The 15,947-nt window shown below is 65.6% G+C and carries 17 protein-coding genes; 8 read left to right on the top strand and 9 right to left on the bottom strand.

Annotated features, from left to right (window positions below; all coding sequences use genetic code 11):
* Positions 1-292: 292 nt before the first annotated feature.
* The gene (locus ACVWZM_RS26735) at positions 293-1,402 is read right to left on the bottom strand and encodes an ATP-dependent DNA helicase (protein WP_456855315.1); all 1,110 of its coding nucleotides are present in this window, start codon (positions 1,400-1,402) and stop codon (positions 293-295) included.
* Positions 1,403-1,620: 218 nt separating this feature from the next.
* On the opposite strand from ACVWZM_RS26735, the gene ACVWZM_RS26740 reads away from it, so the two are divergent.
* The 7 genes from ACVWZM_RS26740 (at position 1,621) to ACVWZM_RS26770 (ending at position 8,498) form a co-directional block, all read left to right on the top strand.
* A complete protein-coding gene (locus ACVWZM_RS26740; RefSeq protein WP_456855316.1) occupies positions 1,621-2,826 on the top strand; it encodes an LLM class flavin-dependent oxidoreductase in 1,206 nt (401 codons plus the stop codon).
* Between the two features lie 216 nt (positions 2,827-3,042).
* Entirely contained in the window at positions 3,043-3,990 is a 948-nt protein-coding gene (locus ACVWZM_RS26745) for a sulfonate ABC transporter substrate-binding protein (RefSeq protein WP_456855317.1), read from the top strand.
* Between the two features lie 40 nt (positions 3,991-4,030).
* The gene (locus ACVWZM_RS26750) at positions 4,031-4,984 is read left to right on the top strand and encodes a sulfonate ABC transporter substrate-binding protein (protein WP_057017319.1); all 954 of its coding nucleotides are present in this window, start codon (positions 4,031-4,033) and stop codon (positions 4,982-4,984) included.
* A complete protein-coding gene (gene ssuD, locus ACVWZM_RS26755) occupies positions 4,966-6,147 on the top strand; it encodes an FMNH2-dependent alkanesulfonate monooxygenase (RefSeq protein ID WP_057017320.1) in 1,182 nt (393 codons plus the stop codon). The genes ACVWZM_RS26750 and ssuD overlap by 19 nt, the downstream gene beginning before the upstream one ends.
* Positions 6,148-6,305: 158 nt before the next feature.
* Entirely contained in the window at positions 6,306-7,052 is a 747-nt protein-coding gene (locus ACVWZM_RS26760) for an ABC transporter permease subunit (RefSeq protein WP_057017321.1), read from the top strand.
* Positions 7,053-7,060: 8 nt separating this feature from the next.
* A complete protein-coding gene (locus ACVWZM_RS26765; RefSeq protein ID WP_456856777.1) occupies positions 7,061-7,900 on the top strand; it encodes an ATP-binding cassette domain-containing protein in 840 nt (279 codons plus the stop codon).
* A gap of 7 nt (positions 7,901-7,907) precedes the next feature.
* Positions 7,908-8,498 carry a flavin reductase family protein gene (locus ACVWZM_RS26770; protein WP_057017322.1) on the top strand — a complete coding sequence of 197 codons (591 nt, stop codon included), beginning with the start codon at positions 7,908-7,910 and terminating at the stop codon, positions 8,496-8,498.
* A 26-nt stretch (positions 8,499-8,524) separates the two neighbouring features.
* Here ACVWZM_RS26770 and ACVWZM_RS26775 read toward each other — a convergent pair whose 3' ends face one another.
* Positions 8,525-8,902, bottom strand: a complete 378-nt coding sequence (locus ACVWZM_RS26775; protein ID WP_057017323.1) for a hypothetical protein — start codon at positions 8,900-8,902, stop codon at positions 8,525-8,527.
* Between the two features lie 169 nt (positions 8,903-9,071).
* On the opposite strand from ACVWZM_RS26775, the gene ACVWZM_RS26780 reads away from it, so the two are divergent.
* Positions 9,072-9,227 (top strand): hypothetical protein, encoded by a 156-nt coding sequence (locus ACVWZM_RS26780; RefSeq protein WP_028333460.1) that lies wholly within the window; start codon positions 9,072-9,074, stop codon positions 9,225-9,227.
* A 39-nt stretch (positions 9,228-9,266) separates the two neighbouring features.
* Here ACVWZM_RS26780 and flbD read toward each other — a convergent pair whose 3' ends face one another.
* The 7 genes from flbD to ACVWZM_RS26815 all read right to left on the bottom strand — a co-directional run bounded on the left by flbD (position 9,267) and on the right by ACVWZM_RS26815 (position 15,902).
* Complete coding sequence (gene flbD, locus ACVWZM_RS26785; RefSeq protein ID WP_057017324.1) at positions 9,267-10,652, bottom strand: sigma-54-dependent transcriptional regulator FlbD; 1,386 nt, start codon at positions 10,650-10,652, stop codon at positions 9,267-9,269.
* Between the two features lie 54 nt (positions 10,653-10,706).
* Positions 10,707-11,057: a flagellar motor switch protein FliN gene (fliN, locus tag ACVWZM_RS26790; RefSeq protein WP_028333458.1), complete on the bottom strand. Its 351-nt coding sequence runs from the start codon at positions 11,055-11,057 to the stop codon at positions 10,707-10,709.
* Positions 11,058-11,077: 20 nt separating this feature from the next.
* On the bottom strand, positions 11,078-11,701 hold the full coding sequence (locus ACVWZM_RS26795; RefSeq protein ID WP_057017325.1) for a FliH/SctL family protein: 624 nt from the start codon (positions 11,699-11,701) through the stop codon (positions 11,078-11,080).
* A complete protein-coding gene (gene fliG / locus ACVWZM_RS26800) occupies positions 11,701-12,786 on the bottom strand; it encodes a flagellar motor switch protein FliG (RefSeq protein ID WP_018273552.1) in 1,086 nt (361 codons plus the stop codon). Before fliG ends, ACVWZM_RS26795 begins: the two co-directional genes overlap by 1 nt.
* A 1-nt stretch (position 12,787) precedes the next feature.
* The gene (fliF, locus tag ACVWZM_RS26805) at positions 12,788-14,416 is read right to left on the bottom strand and encodes a flagellar basal-body MS-ring/collar protein FliF (protein WP_057017466.1); all 1,629 of its coding nucleotides are present in this window, start codon (positions 14,414-14,416) and stop codon (positions 12,788-12,790) included.
* 174 nt (positions 14,417-14,590) lie between these two features.
* Positions 14,591-14,866 (bottom strand): CtrA inhibitor SciP, encoded by a 276-nt coding sequence (sciP, locus tag ACVWZM_RS26810; RefSeq protein WP_002714638.1) that lies wholly within the window; start codon positions 14,864-14,866, stop codon positions 14,591-14,593.
* A 175-nt stretch (positions 14,867-15,041) separates the two neighbouring features.
* Positions 15,042-15,902: a LysR substrate-binding domain-containing protein gene (locus tag ACVWZM_RS26815; RefSeq protein WP_057017327.1), complete on the bottom strand. Its 861-nt coding sequence runs from the start codon at positions 15,900-15,902 to the stop codon at positions 15,042-15,044.
* Between the last annotated feature and the right edge of the window lie 45 nt (positions 15,903-15,947).

Here is a 15,947-nt window from a genome sequence, read left to right on the forward strand (position 1 = left end):
AGAGGAGGCGTTTTGTTACGGCGCCGGCCACACGGTTTCGTGAGGGAAATGCTGGGGATATGGCGCAATCTCTCCTCCCGTCGTCCCGGCGAAAGCCGGACCCATAACCACAGGATTGAATTGTTAGAAGGCTGTGGCCCCAGCGTCGTGCAACAATGACCTTCGGTGGTTATGGGTCCCGGCTCCCGTGCGCAATTGCGCACTAGGCCGGGACGACATCGGGTATGTTGCGTCATCGAGAGTCATACATTCACGGTCTCTCAGGATGACGGGTCTACAAGTGCGCGGCACGTCACACCACCACGCTCAGCCGCTTCGCCGCCCGCGTGATCCCCGTGTAGAGCCACCGCGCGCGCGAGTCCTGGAAGGCAAAGCTCTCGTCGAACAGCACGACGTCGTCCCATTGCGAGCCCTGCGACTTGTGCACGGTCAGCACGTAGCCGTAGTCGAACTCGTCATAGGGCTTGCGCTGCTCCCACGGCACGCCCTCGACGCCGCCGTCGAAGCACTCGCCGCGCACCGAGACCTTGGTGACCTTGTAGCCGAAATCCTCGTCCGGCATCACGCGCATGGTGATGATCCTGGATTTGGACTGCGCGCGCGCCTTGACCCGCCACAGGCCGCCGTTGAACAGGCCCTTCTTGCGGTTGTTGCGCAGGCAGACCAGCTTGTCGCCGGTGACCGGCAGCGGATCCTCGATGTTCTGCCGCTGCCGCACCCGCATGTTGTAGGCGCGGCGGGTGTTGTTGCGGCCGACCAGCACCTGGTCGGCGCTCATCACGCGGTCCGGATCGAGCTCCTTGCGCGACACCACCTCGCTCTCGCCATGGCGGCCGATCTCGAGCTCGCGACCCTCGCGGATATCCATCGACATCCGCACGATCGGATCGTCCTGCGCCTGGCGGTGCACCTCGGTCAGCATCGCGTCGGGCTCGGCATCGGTGAAGAAGCCGCCGCCCTGGATCGGCGGCAATTGCGCGGGATCGCCGAGCACCAGCAGCGGGCAGTCGAACGACATCAGATCGCGGCCGAGCTCGGCATCGACCATCGAGCACTCGTCGATCACGATCAGCTTCGCCTTCGATGCCGGCGCATCGTCCCAGAGCTCGAAGCTCGGCTGCTCGACGCCGGACTCGCGGGCGCGGTAGATCAGCGAATGGATCGTGGAGGCGCTGTCGCAACCCTTGTTGCGCATGACGAGCGCCGCCTTGCCGGTGAAGGCCGCGAACTTCACCTCGCCGTCGACGCCTTCGGCGATGTGGCGGGCGAGCGTGGTCTTGCCGGTTCCGGCATAGCCGAACAGGCGGAACACCGGCGGCGTGCCATTCTGGCCGGGCTTGGCCTTCAGCCAGTCGGCGACGGCTTTCAGCGCAGTGTCCTGATGCGGCGTGAAGGTGGTCATGGGCTTTCGGAAGAGTGAGCGCGCGACCGATAGCGCCGCGACTCAGGCCAGCACAAGCTAAACATTCATGCGTTCCGATCAAGCCGTCTCCCGCTGCGCGGAATTGGGGTTTCGCCCCCAAGGCTAGACTTGATCCGGAGCGCCACTAGACTGCCCCAAAACAACAAGCGGTCGAGACCACGACAAGTGGTCGAGCAAGCGACCTTGGGAGTGACTCCATGAAATTCGGCATCTTTTACGAGCTGCAACTGCCGCGCCCCTGGAACGACGGCGACGAGCTCAGGCTCTACCAGAACGCGCTGACGCAATTGGAAACCGCCGACCGGCTCGCTTACGACTACGCCTGGGTCGTGGAGCACCACTTCCTCGAGGAATATTCGCACTCGCCGGCGCCGGAATCCTTCCTTGCCGCCGCGAGCCAGCGCACCAAAAACATCCGGCTCGGCCACGGCATCTTCCAGCTCACCACCAATCATCCGGCCCGCGTCGCCGAGCGGGTCGCGGTGCTCGATCTCTTGAGCAACGGCCGCTGCGAGTTCGGCATGGGCGAGAGCGCCTCGATCACCGAGCTGACGCCGTTCGGCCGCGACATGGAGACCAAGCGCGAGGTGTTCGAGGAAGCCGTGCAAGCGATCTTCCCGATGTTCAGCAAGGTCGGCACCGAGCATCACGGCAAGTATTTCGATATCCCGCTGCGCAATGTCGTGCCGAAGCCGGTGCAGAAGCCGCATCCGCCGCTCTGGATGGCATGCTCGCAATTGCCGACCATCGAACGCGCCGGGCAGAACGGGTTTGGCGCGCTCGGCTTTCAGTTCGTCAGCGCCGAGGCGGCGCATGCCTGGGTGCACGCCTATTACAACGCGATCACCAAGCGGCTGAAGAAGCTCGCCGACTACGAGATCAATCCGAACATGGCGCTGGTCTCGTTCTTCATGTGCGCGAAGACCGACGAGGAAGCGCGCCGGCGCGCCGACGGCGCAACCTTCTTCCAGTTCGCGCTGCGCTATTACGGCCAGGCCCAGAACCGGCAGCGGCCGGCGCCCGGCACCGTCAACATGTGGGACGAGTACAACAAGTGGAAGCGCGACAATCCGGAGGCGCAGGAGGCCGCGCTGCGCGGCGGCCTGATCGGCTCGCCGGAGACCTTGCGCAAGAAGCTGCGGCGCTTCCGCGCCTCGCATATCGATCAGGTGATCCTGCTCAACCAGGCCGGCAAGAACACCCATGAGCACATCTGCGAGTCGCTCGAGCTGTTCGCGAAGGAAGTGATGCCGGAGTTCCAGCACGATCCCGAGCACGAGGCCTGGAAGAAGGGCGTGCTCGACGGCTCGATCCAGCTCGAGGAGATCGACACCCAGGCGTTCACGGACCGCTATGGTAAACTCGCTGTCAATGTCGGCTCGAAGGCAGCAGCTGCGGGCTGATCAATTAATGCGCAGCCGCCTCGCGATCGCGTGAAGAAAATAATTCGCTACACGCGCTCGGAGCTTTAAAAGAAACGGCACGCGCGATGCCTACACCGAAGTGCGGGCATCGCTATTTTTGTGCGGTGCTCGACAGCTTCATTCGCGCGCCCCATCATCCTGACATCGCATGATCGTGCAGCGTGATAGCGCGCTTGATCGTCAGGAGAGTTTGGAATGAAGCGTCGTGAGTTCCTCCAGCTGTCGCTCGTCACAGCCGCCGCCGCGCTGTCACGCGGTGCGAAGGCGCAGGCGGACGCGAAGGAAATTCGTATCGGCTACCAGAAGAACGGCGTGCTCGTTATCACGCGCCAGCGCGAGGCCTTGGAAAATCATTTCAAGCCGCAGGGCATCGGCGTGAAATGGATCGAGTTCTCCTCGGGCCCGCCGATGATGGAAGCGATGAATGTCGGCAGCGTCGATTACGGCGCGGTCGGCGATTCCCCGCCGATCTTTGCGCAGGCCGCCGGCGCGGCCATCGTCTATGCCGCGGCGCAGCCCATCATCAACGGGTCCGGCATCCTGGTGCCGCAGAATTCGGCGATCGCGTCAATCGCCGATCTCAAGGGCAAGCGCGTCGGCTTCACCAAGGGATCGAGCGCGCATAACGTCGTGATCCAGACGCTGGAGAAGGCCGGGCTCACCTATGACGACATCACGCCGGTCTATCTGACGCCGCCGGACGCCGGTCCGGCCTTCGCCAATGGCGGCATCGATGCCTGGGCGATCTGGGATCCGTATTTCGCGATCGCCGAGACCAAGCAGAACGGCCGCATCCTGGTCAAGACGCGCGACATCACCAAGACCAACTCGTTCTACATCGCCAACCGCGACTTCGCCCGCAATCGCGGCGCGATCCTGCAGCAGATCGTCGATGTCACGACGTCGAGCGCGGCATGGGCGCAGGCGCATCCCGATGAGGTCGCCAAATCGCTCGCCGCCGTCACCGGCGTGCCGCTCGATATCCAGACCATCGCGGCGAAGCGGGCGGGCTTCTCGGTCGGACCCGTGACCGACGACATCATAGCGACCCAGCAGGGCGTCGCCGACCGCTTCTTCAAGCTCGGCCTGATCCCGAAGCAGATCGCGATCCGCGACATCGTCTGGCGCAATCCCCAGACCTGATCGGCGCGCGTTTGGTCATTTCAATACAGAGGATAGTCCCATGACGCGTTTATTTCGACGCTGGGTCGCTCGCGCGGTGCTGTCGCTCAGCATCGTCGCCGCAACCGTCAGCGCCTCCTACGGCCAGGAGAAGGTCGTCCGCATCGGTTACCAGAAATACGGCAAGCTGGTGCTGCTCAAGAGCAAGGGCTCGCTCGAGGAAAAGCTGAAGGCGGTCGGCACCAAGGTGGTGTGGACCGAGTTTCCGTCCGGGCCGCCGCTGCTCGAGGCGCTCAATGTCGGCGCGATCGATTTCGGCAACACCGGCGAGGCGCCGCCGATCTTCGCGCAGGCCGCCGGCGCGCCGATCCAGTATGTCGCCTATGAGCCGCCGGCGCCGAAGGGCGAGGCGATCCTGGTGCCGAAGGACAGCGCGATCAAGTCGGTCGCTGACCTGAAGGGCAAGAAGGTCGCGCTGAACAAGGGCTCCAACGTCCACTATCTACTGGTGAAGGCGCTGGAGAAGGCCGGTGTCAAATATTCCGAGATCGAGCCGGTGTTCCTGGCGCCGGCCGATGCGCGCGCGGCGTTCGAGCGCGGCGCCGTCGATGCCTGGGTGATCTGGGATCCATTCCAGGCCGCGGCGGAAGCTGCGACCGGCGCCCGCACGGTCGCCGACGGCACCGGCATCGTCGCGAACTATCAGTTCTACTTCGCCTCGAAGAAATTCCTGCAGGCCGATCCGAAGATCGTCGAGCTCGTGCTGGCGCAGCTGAGCGAGGTCGACGACTGGGCCAAGGGCGATATCCACGCCGTTGCCGAGCAGTTGGCGCCGAGCATCGGCCTGTCGGTGCCGGTGGTCGAGGTCGCGTTGAAGCGGCAGGCCTACGGCATCAAGCCGGTCACCGATGCGGTGGTCGCGGATCAGCAGCAGGTCGCCGATACGTTCTTCGCGCTCGGCCTGATCCCGAAACAAATCAAGATTTCCGACGTCGCATGGAGGCCGGGCACGTGAGCACCCCAACCAACGCCAACATCCTCTGGTTCCTGCCGACCCACGGCGACAGCCGCTATCTCGGCACGTCGATCGGCGGCCGCGAGGTGAACTTCAATTATCTGCGCCAGATCGCGCAGGCCGCGGATCAACTCGGCTATTACGGCGTGCTGCTGCCGACCGGGCGGAGCTGCGAGGATTCCTGGGTGGTGGCCTCGGCCGTCGCGCCCTGGACCGAACGCCTGCGCTATCTCGTGGCGGTGAGGCCCGGCCTGCAGTCGCCGAGCGTCGCCGCACGGATGACCGCGACGCTGGACCGGCTGTCGAACGGCCGCCTTCTGATCAACGTCGTCACCGGCGGCGATCCGATCGAGAACAAGGGCGACGGCATTTTCCTCGATCATGACGAACGCTACGCGGTGACCCGCGAGTTCCTCAACGTCTACAGCGATCTGCTGGCGGGCAAGACCGTCAATGTCGAAGGCAAGCACATAAGGATCGAGGACGGCCGCCTGCTGTTCAATCCGGTGCAGTCGCCGCGGCCGCCGCTGTATTTCGGCGGCTCCTCGGATGCCGGCATCGACGTCGCGGTCGACACCGTCGACAAATATCTGACCTGGGGCGAGCCGCCGGCGCAGGTCGCCGAGAAGATCGCCAAGGTGAAGGCGGTGGCGGCGCAGCGCGGCCGCAAGCTCTCGTTCGGCATCCGCCTGCATGTGATCGTGCGCGAGACCAATGCGGAAGCCTGGAAGGCCGCCGACGAGCTGATCCAGTACGTCACCGACGACACGGTGGCCGCCGCGCAAAAGATCTTTGCGCGGATGGATTCGGTCGGCCAGCAACGCATGGCGCAACTCCATGGCGGCCGCCGCGACCAGCTCGAGATCAGCCCGAACCTGTGGGCCGGCGTCGGCTTGGTGCGCGGCGGGGCCGGCACCGCGCTGGTCGGCGATCCCGAGACCGTCGCCGCGCGGATCAAGGAGTATCAGGAGATCGGCGTCGATACCTTCATCATGTCGGGCTACCCGCATCTCGAGGAAGCCTATCGCTTCGCCGAATTGGTGTTCCCGCTGCTGTCGCTGGCGCAGGTCGGCAACGTGACGCCGATCCGCGTCAACACCGGGCCGTTCGGCGAGACCATCGGCAACGACTACCGTCCGCAGAAGCAGGCATCGCAATCATGAGTCTCATCGACAGTCTCCCGCGCCGCAAAGCGTTTTCGAGCGAAGTGGATGCCGGTTCGCGTGAAGAAAACGCGTCAAAACAAAAATCTGGAGCTCCGTTCCGATCCCATCGGAACGGAAACAGCTCCAGCGCGCCGAAACTCCCGAAGGTCGATGGCTTGATCCCCTGGATCGTGCCGCTGGCGATCGTGCTGGTGTGGCAACTTGCCTGCGTCACCGGCTACGTGCCCTCGCGGGTGTTGCCAGCGCCGACCGACGTCGCGGTGGCGGGGTGGAAGCTGCTATTGTCCGGCGAACTGGTCCGCAACATCTGGGTCAGCTTCTGGCGCGCCTCGATCGGCTTCTTGATCGGCGGCGGCATCGGCTTTGCGTTCGGTCTCGCCAACGGCCTGTCGCAGCTGTCGGCAAAGCTCACCGACACCACCTTGCAGATGGTGCGCAACATCCCGCATCTGGCGCTGATCCCGCTCGTCATCCTGTGGTTTGGCATCGACGAGTCGGCAAAGCTGTTCCTGGTTGCGCTCGGCGTGTTCTTCCCGATCTATCTTAACACGCTGCACGGCATCCGCACCGTCGATCCGCAGCTGATCGAGATGGGCCGCATCTACGGTATGACCGACGGTGAGCTGTTCCGCCGGGTGATCTTCCCGGGCGCGCTGCCCTCGATCTTCGTCGGGCTGCGCTTCGCGCTCGGCATCATGTGGCTGACGTTGATCGTCGCCGAGACCATCGCGGCCTCGTCGGGCCTCGGCTACATGGCGATGCAGGCGCGCGAGTTCATGTTGATCGACGTCGTCGTGCTCTCGATCCTGATCTACGCCTTGCTCGGCAAGCTCGCCGACAGCGCCTCGCGGGCGCTGGAGCGGCTGACCCTGTCGTGGCATCCCGCCTTCCAGAAGAAGTGAGAATGAGAATGCAAGAAGCGCTTCGTTTCGAAACCGCTGAAGCCGAGCCGGTCGACCGCACCGAGATCGTCGTGAAGGCGAGACAGTTGCGGCGCGTGCCGGAAGGCGCGGCCCGCGGCCTGTCGCTGACCATCCGCGGCCTGCGCAAGGCGTTCGGCGACAACGAGGTGCTGCACGGCATCGACCTGCACATCCCGGCCGGCCAGTTCGTCGCGATCGTCGGCCGCAGCGGCTGCGGCAAGAGCACGCTGCTGCGTCTGATCGCCGGCCTCGACGCGCCGACGGCGGGAAGCATCGCCTTCGGCGAACCGCCGCGGGCGCAGGATGTCCGCGTCATGTTCCAGGAGCCGCGGCTGCTGCCCTGGGCGCGGGTGCTGTCCAATGTCGAGGTCGGGCTGGGGCGCGAGCGCTCGTCTGCTGATGCACAGGCGCGCGCCGAGCGCGCGCTGGTCGAGGTCGGACTCGGCGACAAGCGCACGCAGTGGCCGTCGGTGCTCTCGGGCGGGCAGAAGCAGCGCGTCGCCCTGGCGCGGGCGCTGGTCAGCCAGCCCCGCGTGCTGGCATTCGACGAACCGCTCGGCGCACTCGACGCGCTGACCCGGATCTCGATGCAGCAATTGCTGGAACGGGTTTGGCGCGATCAGGGCTTTACCGCGATCCTGGTGACGCACGACGTCGCCGAGGCGGTCGCGCTCGCCGACCGCGTGCTGGTCATCGAGGACGGCCGCATCGCCGAGGATGTCGCGATCGACCTGCCGCGGCCGCGCCGGCGCGGGTCGGCCGAACTCGCCGCGCTGGAGGGCGAGATCCTGAAGCATTTGCTCGAAGGCAGCGAAGACAGTCTGTGAGGTCGCCATGAATTCCATCGTCCGCAATGTTTCGATCGAGCCCGCGGTTGCGGCCGCCGAATTCCGCGGCGCGATGCGTCACCTCACCGGCGGCGTCAGCGTGATCACGGCCGGTCGGGGCAAGGATATCTCGGGAATGACGGTGACCTCGGTGTCGTCGCTCTCGGTCGAGCCGCCGTCCTTGATCGTCAGCATCAACCGCGCGGCCTCGTCATGGCCGCTGATCGCACGCCATGGCGTATTCGGCGTCAATATCCTGGCCGCGGACCAGCGCGACATCGCCGAGCGCTTCACCGGCAAGGGCGGCCTGAAGGGCGCGGGCCGCTTCACCGGGGCCGAATGGACGACGCGGGCGTCAGGCGTCCCGCTGCTGGTCGGCGCGCTTGCCGCGGTTGATTGCGAGGTCGAGGAGACCATCGAACGGCATTCGCACGTGATCGTCATCGGCCGCGTGCTCGACGTGATCGCGTCCGAGCGTACCGCCGCGCTGGCGTATTGGCACGGCGAGTATGTCGCGCTCGACCATGAGGAAGACGCCGCACGGCTGGCTGAGGTCAGCCTGCCGTCGCGTCATGTTCATGTGCGAGGGCCGCGTTAGCGCGCCGTGCTTATCCGGATCGGACTTTAGAAAACTGCGCTCAGCGATGCCGGGCTGTCGATGATCACATTGCTGCCGCGGACGCCAGCCCATACAGCTTGGACGGTCTGAGCTGCATTGGCCAGCGGAATGCCAACGACGAGTGTGGTCGGGATACGGCCAAAGCTCGACGGGGTCTCGTTATAGGTGAAGCTTGCGACGACCGGCGAGACCGTGCCATTGACGGTGACTCCGAACACGCCGCCCGGAATATCATTGCCCGTGGCGTAGGGATTCGGAACGTTAAGGGTGATGATCGCGGTGGTGCCGACGCCCTCCGGAATCGTCAGGCTGAGGCCTTGCATCGGCGTTAAAGTCGCGGAGGTTGTGGACAGGGTGCCGCTGGTCTGCACATAAAGGGCCATATCACTCTCCAGTTGTTTAAGAATGTAAATGCAATAGGAGATTGAATAAGGCAACCTGCCGCAAGATTCAAGGGATGAACGGCACCGAGGCCGGCGCGGCTTGTCGGCCGTGGCGCTTTCCCAATCGGCGCATTAAATGGCGCGGATGTTTCGGAGAGGTGACGGTTCGATGAAGCGCGTGGGAACCTGGCTGTTCTACATCGTCGGTGCGATCGCCGTCGCCTATCTTGCGCTCTATGCCTATGTGACGTTCACGGGCCGCGACATCACGCCCGGCGATCCGATCCGGATCTTCCGCAAGCCCGACGCGCCCAGCTATTCGTGAGGCGAGGCAAGCGGCGGGACTTGCCGCCACCAGGGTTTCTCAGCCGGCGTTCGCCATGCGCTGATAGTCGGGCGCGCCATTGCCGGCCGGGGTGATCGGGATGCCGCCGTCGGCATATTCGTTCAGCTTGTTGCGCAGCGTGCGAATCGAGATGCCGAGGATGTTGGCGGCATGGGTGCGGTTGCCGAGGCAGTGCTTCAGCGTCTCCAGGATCAGGTCGCGCTCGACATCGGCGACCGTGCGGCCCACCAGCGCGCGGGTGACCTGCTCGGCGGCCAGCGTGGCGTGCGCGACCGCGGGCGCGGTCTTGGCGAGGTCGAGGCGGTCGCCGTCGGGGGTCAGGATCGCCTCAGCGCCGATCTCGTCGCCCTGCGCCATCAGGACCGCGCGATGGATGGTGTTCTCGAGCTCGCGGACGTTGCCCTGCCAGCGGTTCGCGGTCAGGACGCGGCGGGCATCAGTCGAGATCGGACGGACCGGCATGCCGTTGGCCTCGGCATATTTCCTGGCGAAATGCTGCGCCAGCTCGAGGATGTCGGCCGGGCGGTCGCGCAGCGGCGGAATCTTCAGGTTGACGACGTTGAGGCGGAACAGCAGGTCCTCGCGGAAGGTGCCTTCGCGCACCGCCTCCGAGAGGTTGCGGTTCGAGGTCGCGATGATGCGGATGTCGACCGGGACCGGCTTGGTGCCGCCGACGCGGTCGATCACGCGCTCCTGGATCGCGCGCAGCAGCTTGGACTGCAGCCGCACGTCCATCTCGGAGATTTCGTCGAGCAGCAGCGTGCCGCCGGTCGCTTCCTCGAACTTGCCGATGCGGCGGGCGACCGCGCCGGTGAAGGCGCCCTTCTCATGGCCGAACAGCTCGGATTCAAGGAGGTGCTCGGGGATCGCGGCGCAGTTGATCGAGATGAACGGCCGCTTGGTGCGGGCCGAGCGGGAATGGACGTAGCGCGCCAGCACTTCCTTGCCGGTGCCGGACTCGCCGGTGATCATGACGGAGGCGTCCGAGCCCGCGATCTGCTGCGCCAGCTTGATCACCCGGCCCATCGCCTCGTCGCGGTAGATCAAATCGCGCGCGTCATTGGCGACCGCGGCCAGCACCGCTGCGATCAACTCGGGGTCCGGCGGCAGCGGGATGTATTCCTTGGCGCCGGCATGGATCGCGGCGACCGCGGCGCGGGCGTCGTTGGAGATGCCGCAGGCGACGATCGGCACGTGGATGTGCTCGGCTTCGAGCCGCATCACGAGGTCGCGGATGTCGAGGCCGACATCGACCAGCAGGAGGTCGGCGCCCTTGCCGCCGCGCAGCACGTTCATCGCCTGTTCGGCGGCCTCGGCGTGGGTCACCGAGGCGCCGTTGTCCATCGCGATCTTGGTCGCGGTCGTGAGCTGGCCCTTCAGGGTGCCAACGATGAGAAGCCGCATGATGATCTCCTGTTCGTCTGGTCGCGCAGGTCCCGCGCGTGACCGCCTGAGTTGTTAAGAGCGTTCTGCCTTGATGATTTCGGTCATGGTCACGCCGAGCTTGTCTTCCACCAGCACCACTTCGCCACGCGCCACCAGGCGGTTGTTGACGTAGATGTCGATCGCCTCGCCGACGCGGCGGTCGAGCTCAAGCACGGTGCCCGGTCCGAGCTTCAAGAGGTCGCCGACGTCCATCTTGGAGCGGCCAAGCACCGCCGAGACCTGCACCGGCACGTCGAACACGGCCTCGAGATCGGCCGCGATGCGCGCGGCATGTTCGTCTTCGTTGTAGCCGATGTCGTCGATGGTGGGCGCGTCGGCGGAGTTGAGATCGGGAAGCGGGACTTGGGTGTCGGTGTCGGTCATGGTTCAGCCCTCAATCGCCTTCAGCCGGCCTGGCCGCGGGACGCCAGATAGCGCCCGACGAGTTCGTTGATCTTGCCTTCGATCGCGGCGCGTTCCAGCACGACGCCGCCATCGGCCCATTCGATCCGGCAGTCGCCGGTCGCAATCGTCGGCTCGGCCAGGATCACCAGCCGGCCCTGAAAGCCGGAATGCGCCGCCATCCGCTCGATATTGTCATGCGCCGCCTCGTAGAGCGCGTCGTTGATGCGGACCACGAGATGCGGCGTCGCCACCAGATGCGAGAAGCAGTCGGAGACCAGCGCGGTGATCTCGCCGAGCGGCTCGCGCGCGATCAGCTCGGAACAAAGCTTGCGGGCGACCGCCACCGCGACGTCCACGGCCTCGGTCTCCATCCGCGCCTCGATGCCGGCGAAGCGCGCCGCGATGCCCTTGATCGCGGTGCCGATCTCCTCCAACGCCTGCGCGGCGCGGCGGTCGCTCTCGACCTTGGCCTCGCGCAGCGCGGCCTCGTAGCCGGCGCGATAGGCCCGCGCCTCGGCGTCGGCGACCTTCTGCGCGACCTCGGCCGGCGTCGGCGCGCGTTCGCGTGCGCGGTCCGGCGCCGAGAAATCCGTGTCGAACAGGAATTTTGCGGGCGCGGCCATCAATACACCAGCTCGTCGTCGGCGCGGTTCTTGGTCAGCGTGATCTCGCCGCGGGCGGCGAGATCCTTGGCGAGGTTGACCAGAAGCGCCTGCGCCTCGTCGACGTCGCGCAGCCGCACCGGGCCCATCGCGGCCATGTCGTCCATCAGCATCTTGCCGGCGCGCGAGGACATGTTGCCGAGGAAGAAGCTGCGTACCTCCTCGTTGGCGCTCTTCAGCGCGACGCCGAGCTTGTCCTTGTCGATGTTGCGCATCAGCGTCTGGGCCGAGGCGGTATCGAGCTTGATCAAATCGTCGAAGGTGAACATCAGCGCCTTGATGCGCTCGGCGGATTCGCGGTTTTCCTCTTCCAGCGAGGTGATGAAGCGGGTCTCGGTCTGGCGGTCGAAATTGTTGAAGATCTCGGCCATCACCTCATGGGCGTCGCGGCGGCGGGTCTGCGACAGGTTCGACATGAACTCGGTGCGCAGCGTCTGCTCGACGCGCTCGATGACTTCCTTCTGCACGGCTTCCATCCGCAGCATGCGGCCGACCACGTCGAGGGCGATGTCCTCGGGCAGGATCGCGAGCACGCGCGCGGCGTGCTCCGGCTTCAGCTTCGACAGCACCACGGCGATGGTCTGCGGGTATTCGTTCTTGAGGTAGTTGGCGAGCACCTCTTCCTGCACGTTGGAGAGCTTCTCCCACATGTTGCGGCCGGCCGGGCCGCGGATCTCGTCCATGATGCCGGAGACGCGCTCGGCCGGCAGGTATTGCTGAAGCAGCCGTTCGGTGGCGTCGAAATTGCCCATCAGCGCGCCGGAGGCCGACATCCGCGAGACGAATTCCAGCATCAAGTCCTCGACCACGTCGGCCTCGACGGTGCCGAGGGTCGACATGTGGACCGACAGCTCGCGGACTTCCTCGTCGTCGAGCATCGACCAGATCTTGCCGCCATACTGCTCGCCGAGCGCGAGCATCAGGATTGCCGCGCGCTTGGGGCCGGGCAGCGGCTTGCCCTTAGGCCGGGCGCTTTGCCGGTTCGCCAGCGTCGAGAGGACGGTGGCGATGTCGTTGGCGTTGGTGGTCTGGGGTACGGCGGCCATGTCAGTTCTCTACCGGCTCGCTCAGCCATTGACGGACGATGGAGACGGTTTCGTTCGGATTGCGTTCGGCGAGCTCGCCGACCCGGTGCACGGCCTGGGCGTGGACCTGGCCCTGGATCTGGGCGACGTCGATCAATTGCGCCGCGCCGCTGCCGCTCGGGATCAGCGCCTGACCTGGCGTTGCGGCGCTCTCGGCATGCGCTTCCGCCAACGCGGGCATGCCCGCGCCGGCCAGCGCCGGAATGACGTCGGCCGCCACGATGCGCTTGACCAGCGGGCGGACCACCATGAACAGCACGACGAGGCCGAGCATCATCATGACGCCGAGCTCGATGACGTACATCACGTCATCCTTGGTGAATTGCAGCATGCCGAGCAGGCCGGTCGGCTCGGCGATCGGCTGCGCAGCGGGCGGCTCGGCGAAGCGCAGGTTGACGACCTCGACCTGGTCGCCGCGCTTCTGGTCGAAGCCGATCGCGGAGCGGACCAAAGCGGCGATGCGGTCGAGCTGCTCCTTGGTGCGGTCCTGATAGACCAGCTCGCCTTTTTCGTTCTTGGAGTAGCTGCCGTCGACCAGCACCGCGACCGAGATGCGGTTGACGCGGCCGGCCTCGGTCACCTCGGTCTTGGTGGTGCGGGAAATCTCGTAATTGTTGGTCTCTTCGCTCTTCTTGCTCTGGTCGCGGGCGCGGGCGGCGTTGTCCTGGTTCTGGCTGCCCGGCAGCTCGTTGGCGACGGTGACCTGGCCGGAATTGTCGGCGGTGAGGCTACTTTCCTCGCGGGTCTGGGTCGAGCGCAGCACCCGTCCTTCGGGATCGAACTTGTCCGAGGTCTGGGTGATCTTGTTGTAGTCGAAGTCGGCGGAGAGCTGGACGCGGGCGCGGCCGGCGCCGACCACCGAGGAGACGATGTCCTCGACCTGCTTGCGCATCCGCTTCTCGAAGGCGGCGCGGCGCTCGTCGCCGACCGCGGCGTCGGCATCGGACTGGGCGCCGTCGGCGAGCAGTTGCCCGGCCTCGTCGACGATCGAGACCCGCTGCGGCTTCAGCCCGTTGACCGCGGAGGCGACGACGTGGCGGATCGCCCGGATCTGCTGCGGCTCCAGCGCGCCGCGCACCCTGAGCACGATCGAAGCTGATGGTTCAGGCGTCTCGCGCGAGAACAGCGGCTTCTCCGGCAGTACCAGATGGACGCGCGCGGCCTGGACGCGGTCGATGGCGCGGATGGTGCGGGCGAGCTCGCCCTCCAGCGCCCGCAGATGATTGATGTTCTGGACGAAGCTCGTGGTGCCCAGGGCATCCGACTTGTCGAAGATCTCGTAGCCGACGCCGCCGCCCTTGGGCATGCCGCCCTCGGCGAGCTTCATCCTGAGCCGCGTCACCTTGTCCTTCGGCACCATGATCGCAGCGCCGTCATTGCGCAGCTCGAACGGGATCGCCTGGCGCTCCAGCTCCTTGATGATTCCAGAAGAATCCTCGGTCGACAGGTCGGTGAAGAGGGTGGTCATCTGTGGCGTCGTGACGCGCATGATGACGAAGGCGAAGAAGCCGATCAGAGCCGCGGTGACCGCAACCATGGCCGCGAGGCGGGCCGCACCAAGACCTCTCAGGAAAGCAACCAGACTTTGCACCAACGGCCCCCAGGGATTCGGCCCGCGCGGGTCCGACTGGGCAAATATTGCCTAGGGTATGGTTTCCATATGGTTAACGAAGGTTAAGGACCGCGGCAAAATCGCGGACATGAAAAAAACCGGCTTCGCAAGGCGAGGCCGGTTTTCGTCAAATGCCACAGGATCGGCGCCGAATTACTGCCGATATTGCTGGATTCGGGTGGTGCGCAGCCCGGCCAGACCGTGCTGGTCGATCGAGAACTGCCAGGAAAGGAATTCATCGACGGTCAATGTGTAGCGGCTGCAGGCCTCCTCGAGGGAGAGCAGGCCGCCGCGGACCGCAGCGACGACTTCGGCCTTGCGGCGGATGACCCACCGTTTGGTACCGGGGGCCGGCAAATCCGCAATCGTTAACGGGCTGCCGTCAGGCCCGATGACGTATTTCACCCTCGGGCGATGGGGTTCTGTCATGGCGTACTCACAAACTCTCAACCACTGAACTCGCAAGGGGTAAGCTACGCCTCCCGGTTTAAAATTTGCCTAAGCCCAAGCGTTCAATACGAATCTCGTTGGAACGGCCGGGAACAGGCGGGTCTGCCCGCCGGCAGGCACACCGGCGCGCGGCGCAATTCGCGGTTCGGCGCGCTCAGATCGTGGGGCGCAGGGGACCGCGCGCCAGCGTCAGCAAGGCGTCGGCGAGCGCCTCCGAGGCCTTGTCCGGCCGTCTTTTCTCGTAGATGGCGAATTCTAGATCGGGAAGCGGCGGCAGGCCGTCGCCAATTCCGAGAACGCGCAGGCCCGTGGTGACCGCGCTGAGCGGCAGCGGGGTGACGGCAAGTCCCGCGACGGCGGCGGCACGGACGCCGGTCAGGCTCGGGCTGGTATAGACGATCTCCCAGCCGAGCTCGCCGTCGCGCAGCGCGGAGAGTGCGGCGTCGCGCGACACCGATCGTTCGCGGTACAGCGCCAGCGGCAGCGGCGCGCCGGGAACGAGATCGAACGTTTCCGCCGCGGTCCACACCAGCGGTTCGCGCCACACCAGACGGCCTTTCGACGTTCCGAGCGGCCGCTTGGCGAACACCAGATCGAGCCGGCCCGCATCGAGCTGCTCGATCAGTTCGGCGCTGACACCGATCTGCACCTCGAGCTTGACCCCGCGATGCAGCGCGGCGAAGCGGCCCAGCGCCGACGGCAATGAGCCGCCGGCGACTTCCTCGACCACGCCGAGACGAACCGAGCCGGACAGCCGCGGCGCCACCAGCCGCTGCCGCGCCGCTTCCTCGAGCTGCAGCAAACGCCGCGCATCGCCGAGCAGCATCTCGCCTTCGTCGGTCAGCGCGACGCTGCGCGTCGTGCGCCGGAACAGCGGCCGCCGGGTCTCGAGCTCGAGCCGCTTGATCTGCTGGCTGATGGTCGACTGGGTCAGATGCAATTGCTCGGCGGCGCGGTGGAAGCCGCCGCAATCGGCGACCGCGACGAAGGCCCGCAAAAGTTCGAGGTCGAGCATCGATTAATCCATATCTGTAATCAATCATATTATAGAATATCGTTT

It is taken from the genome of Bradyrhizobium sp. USDA 4501 (assembly GCF_054062115.1).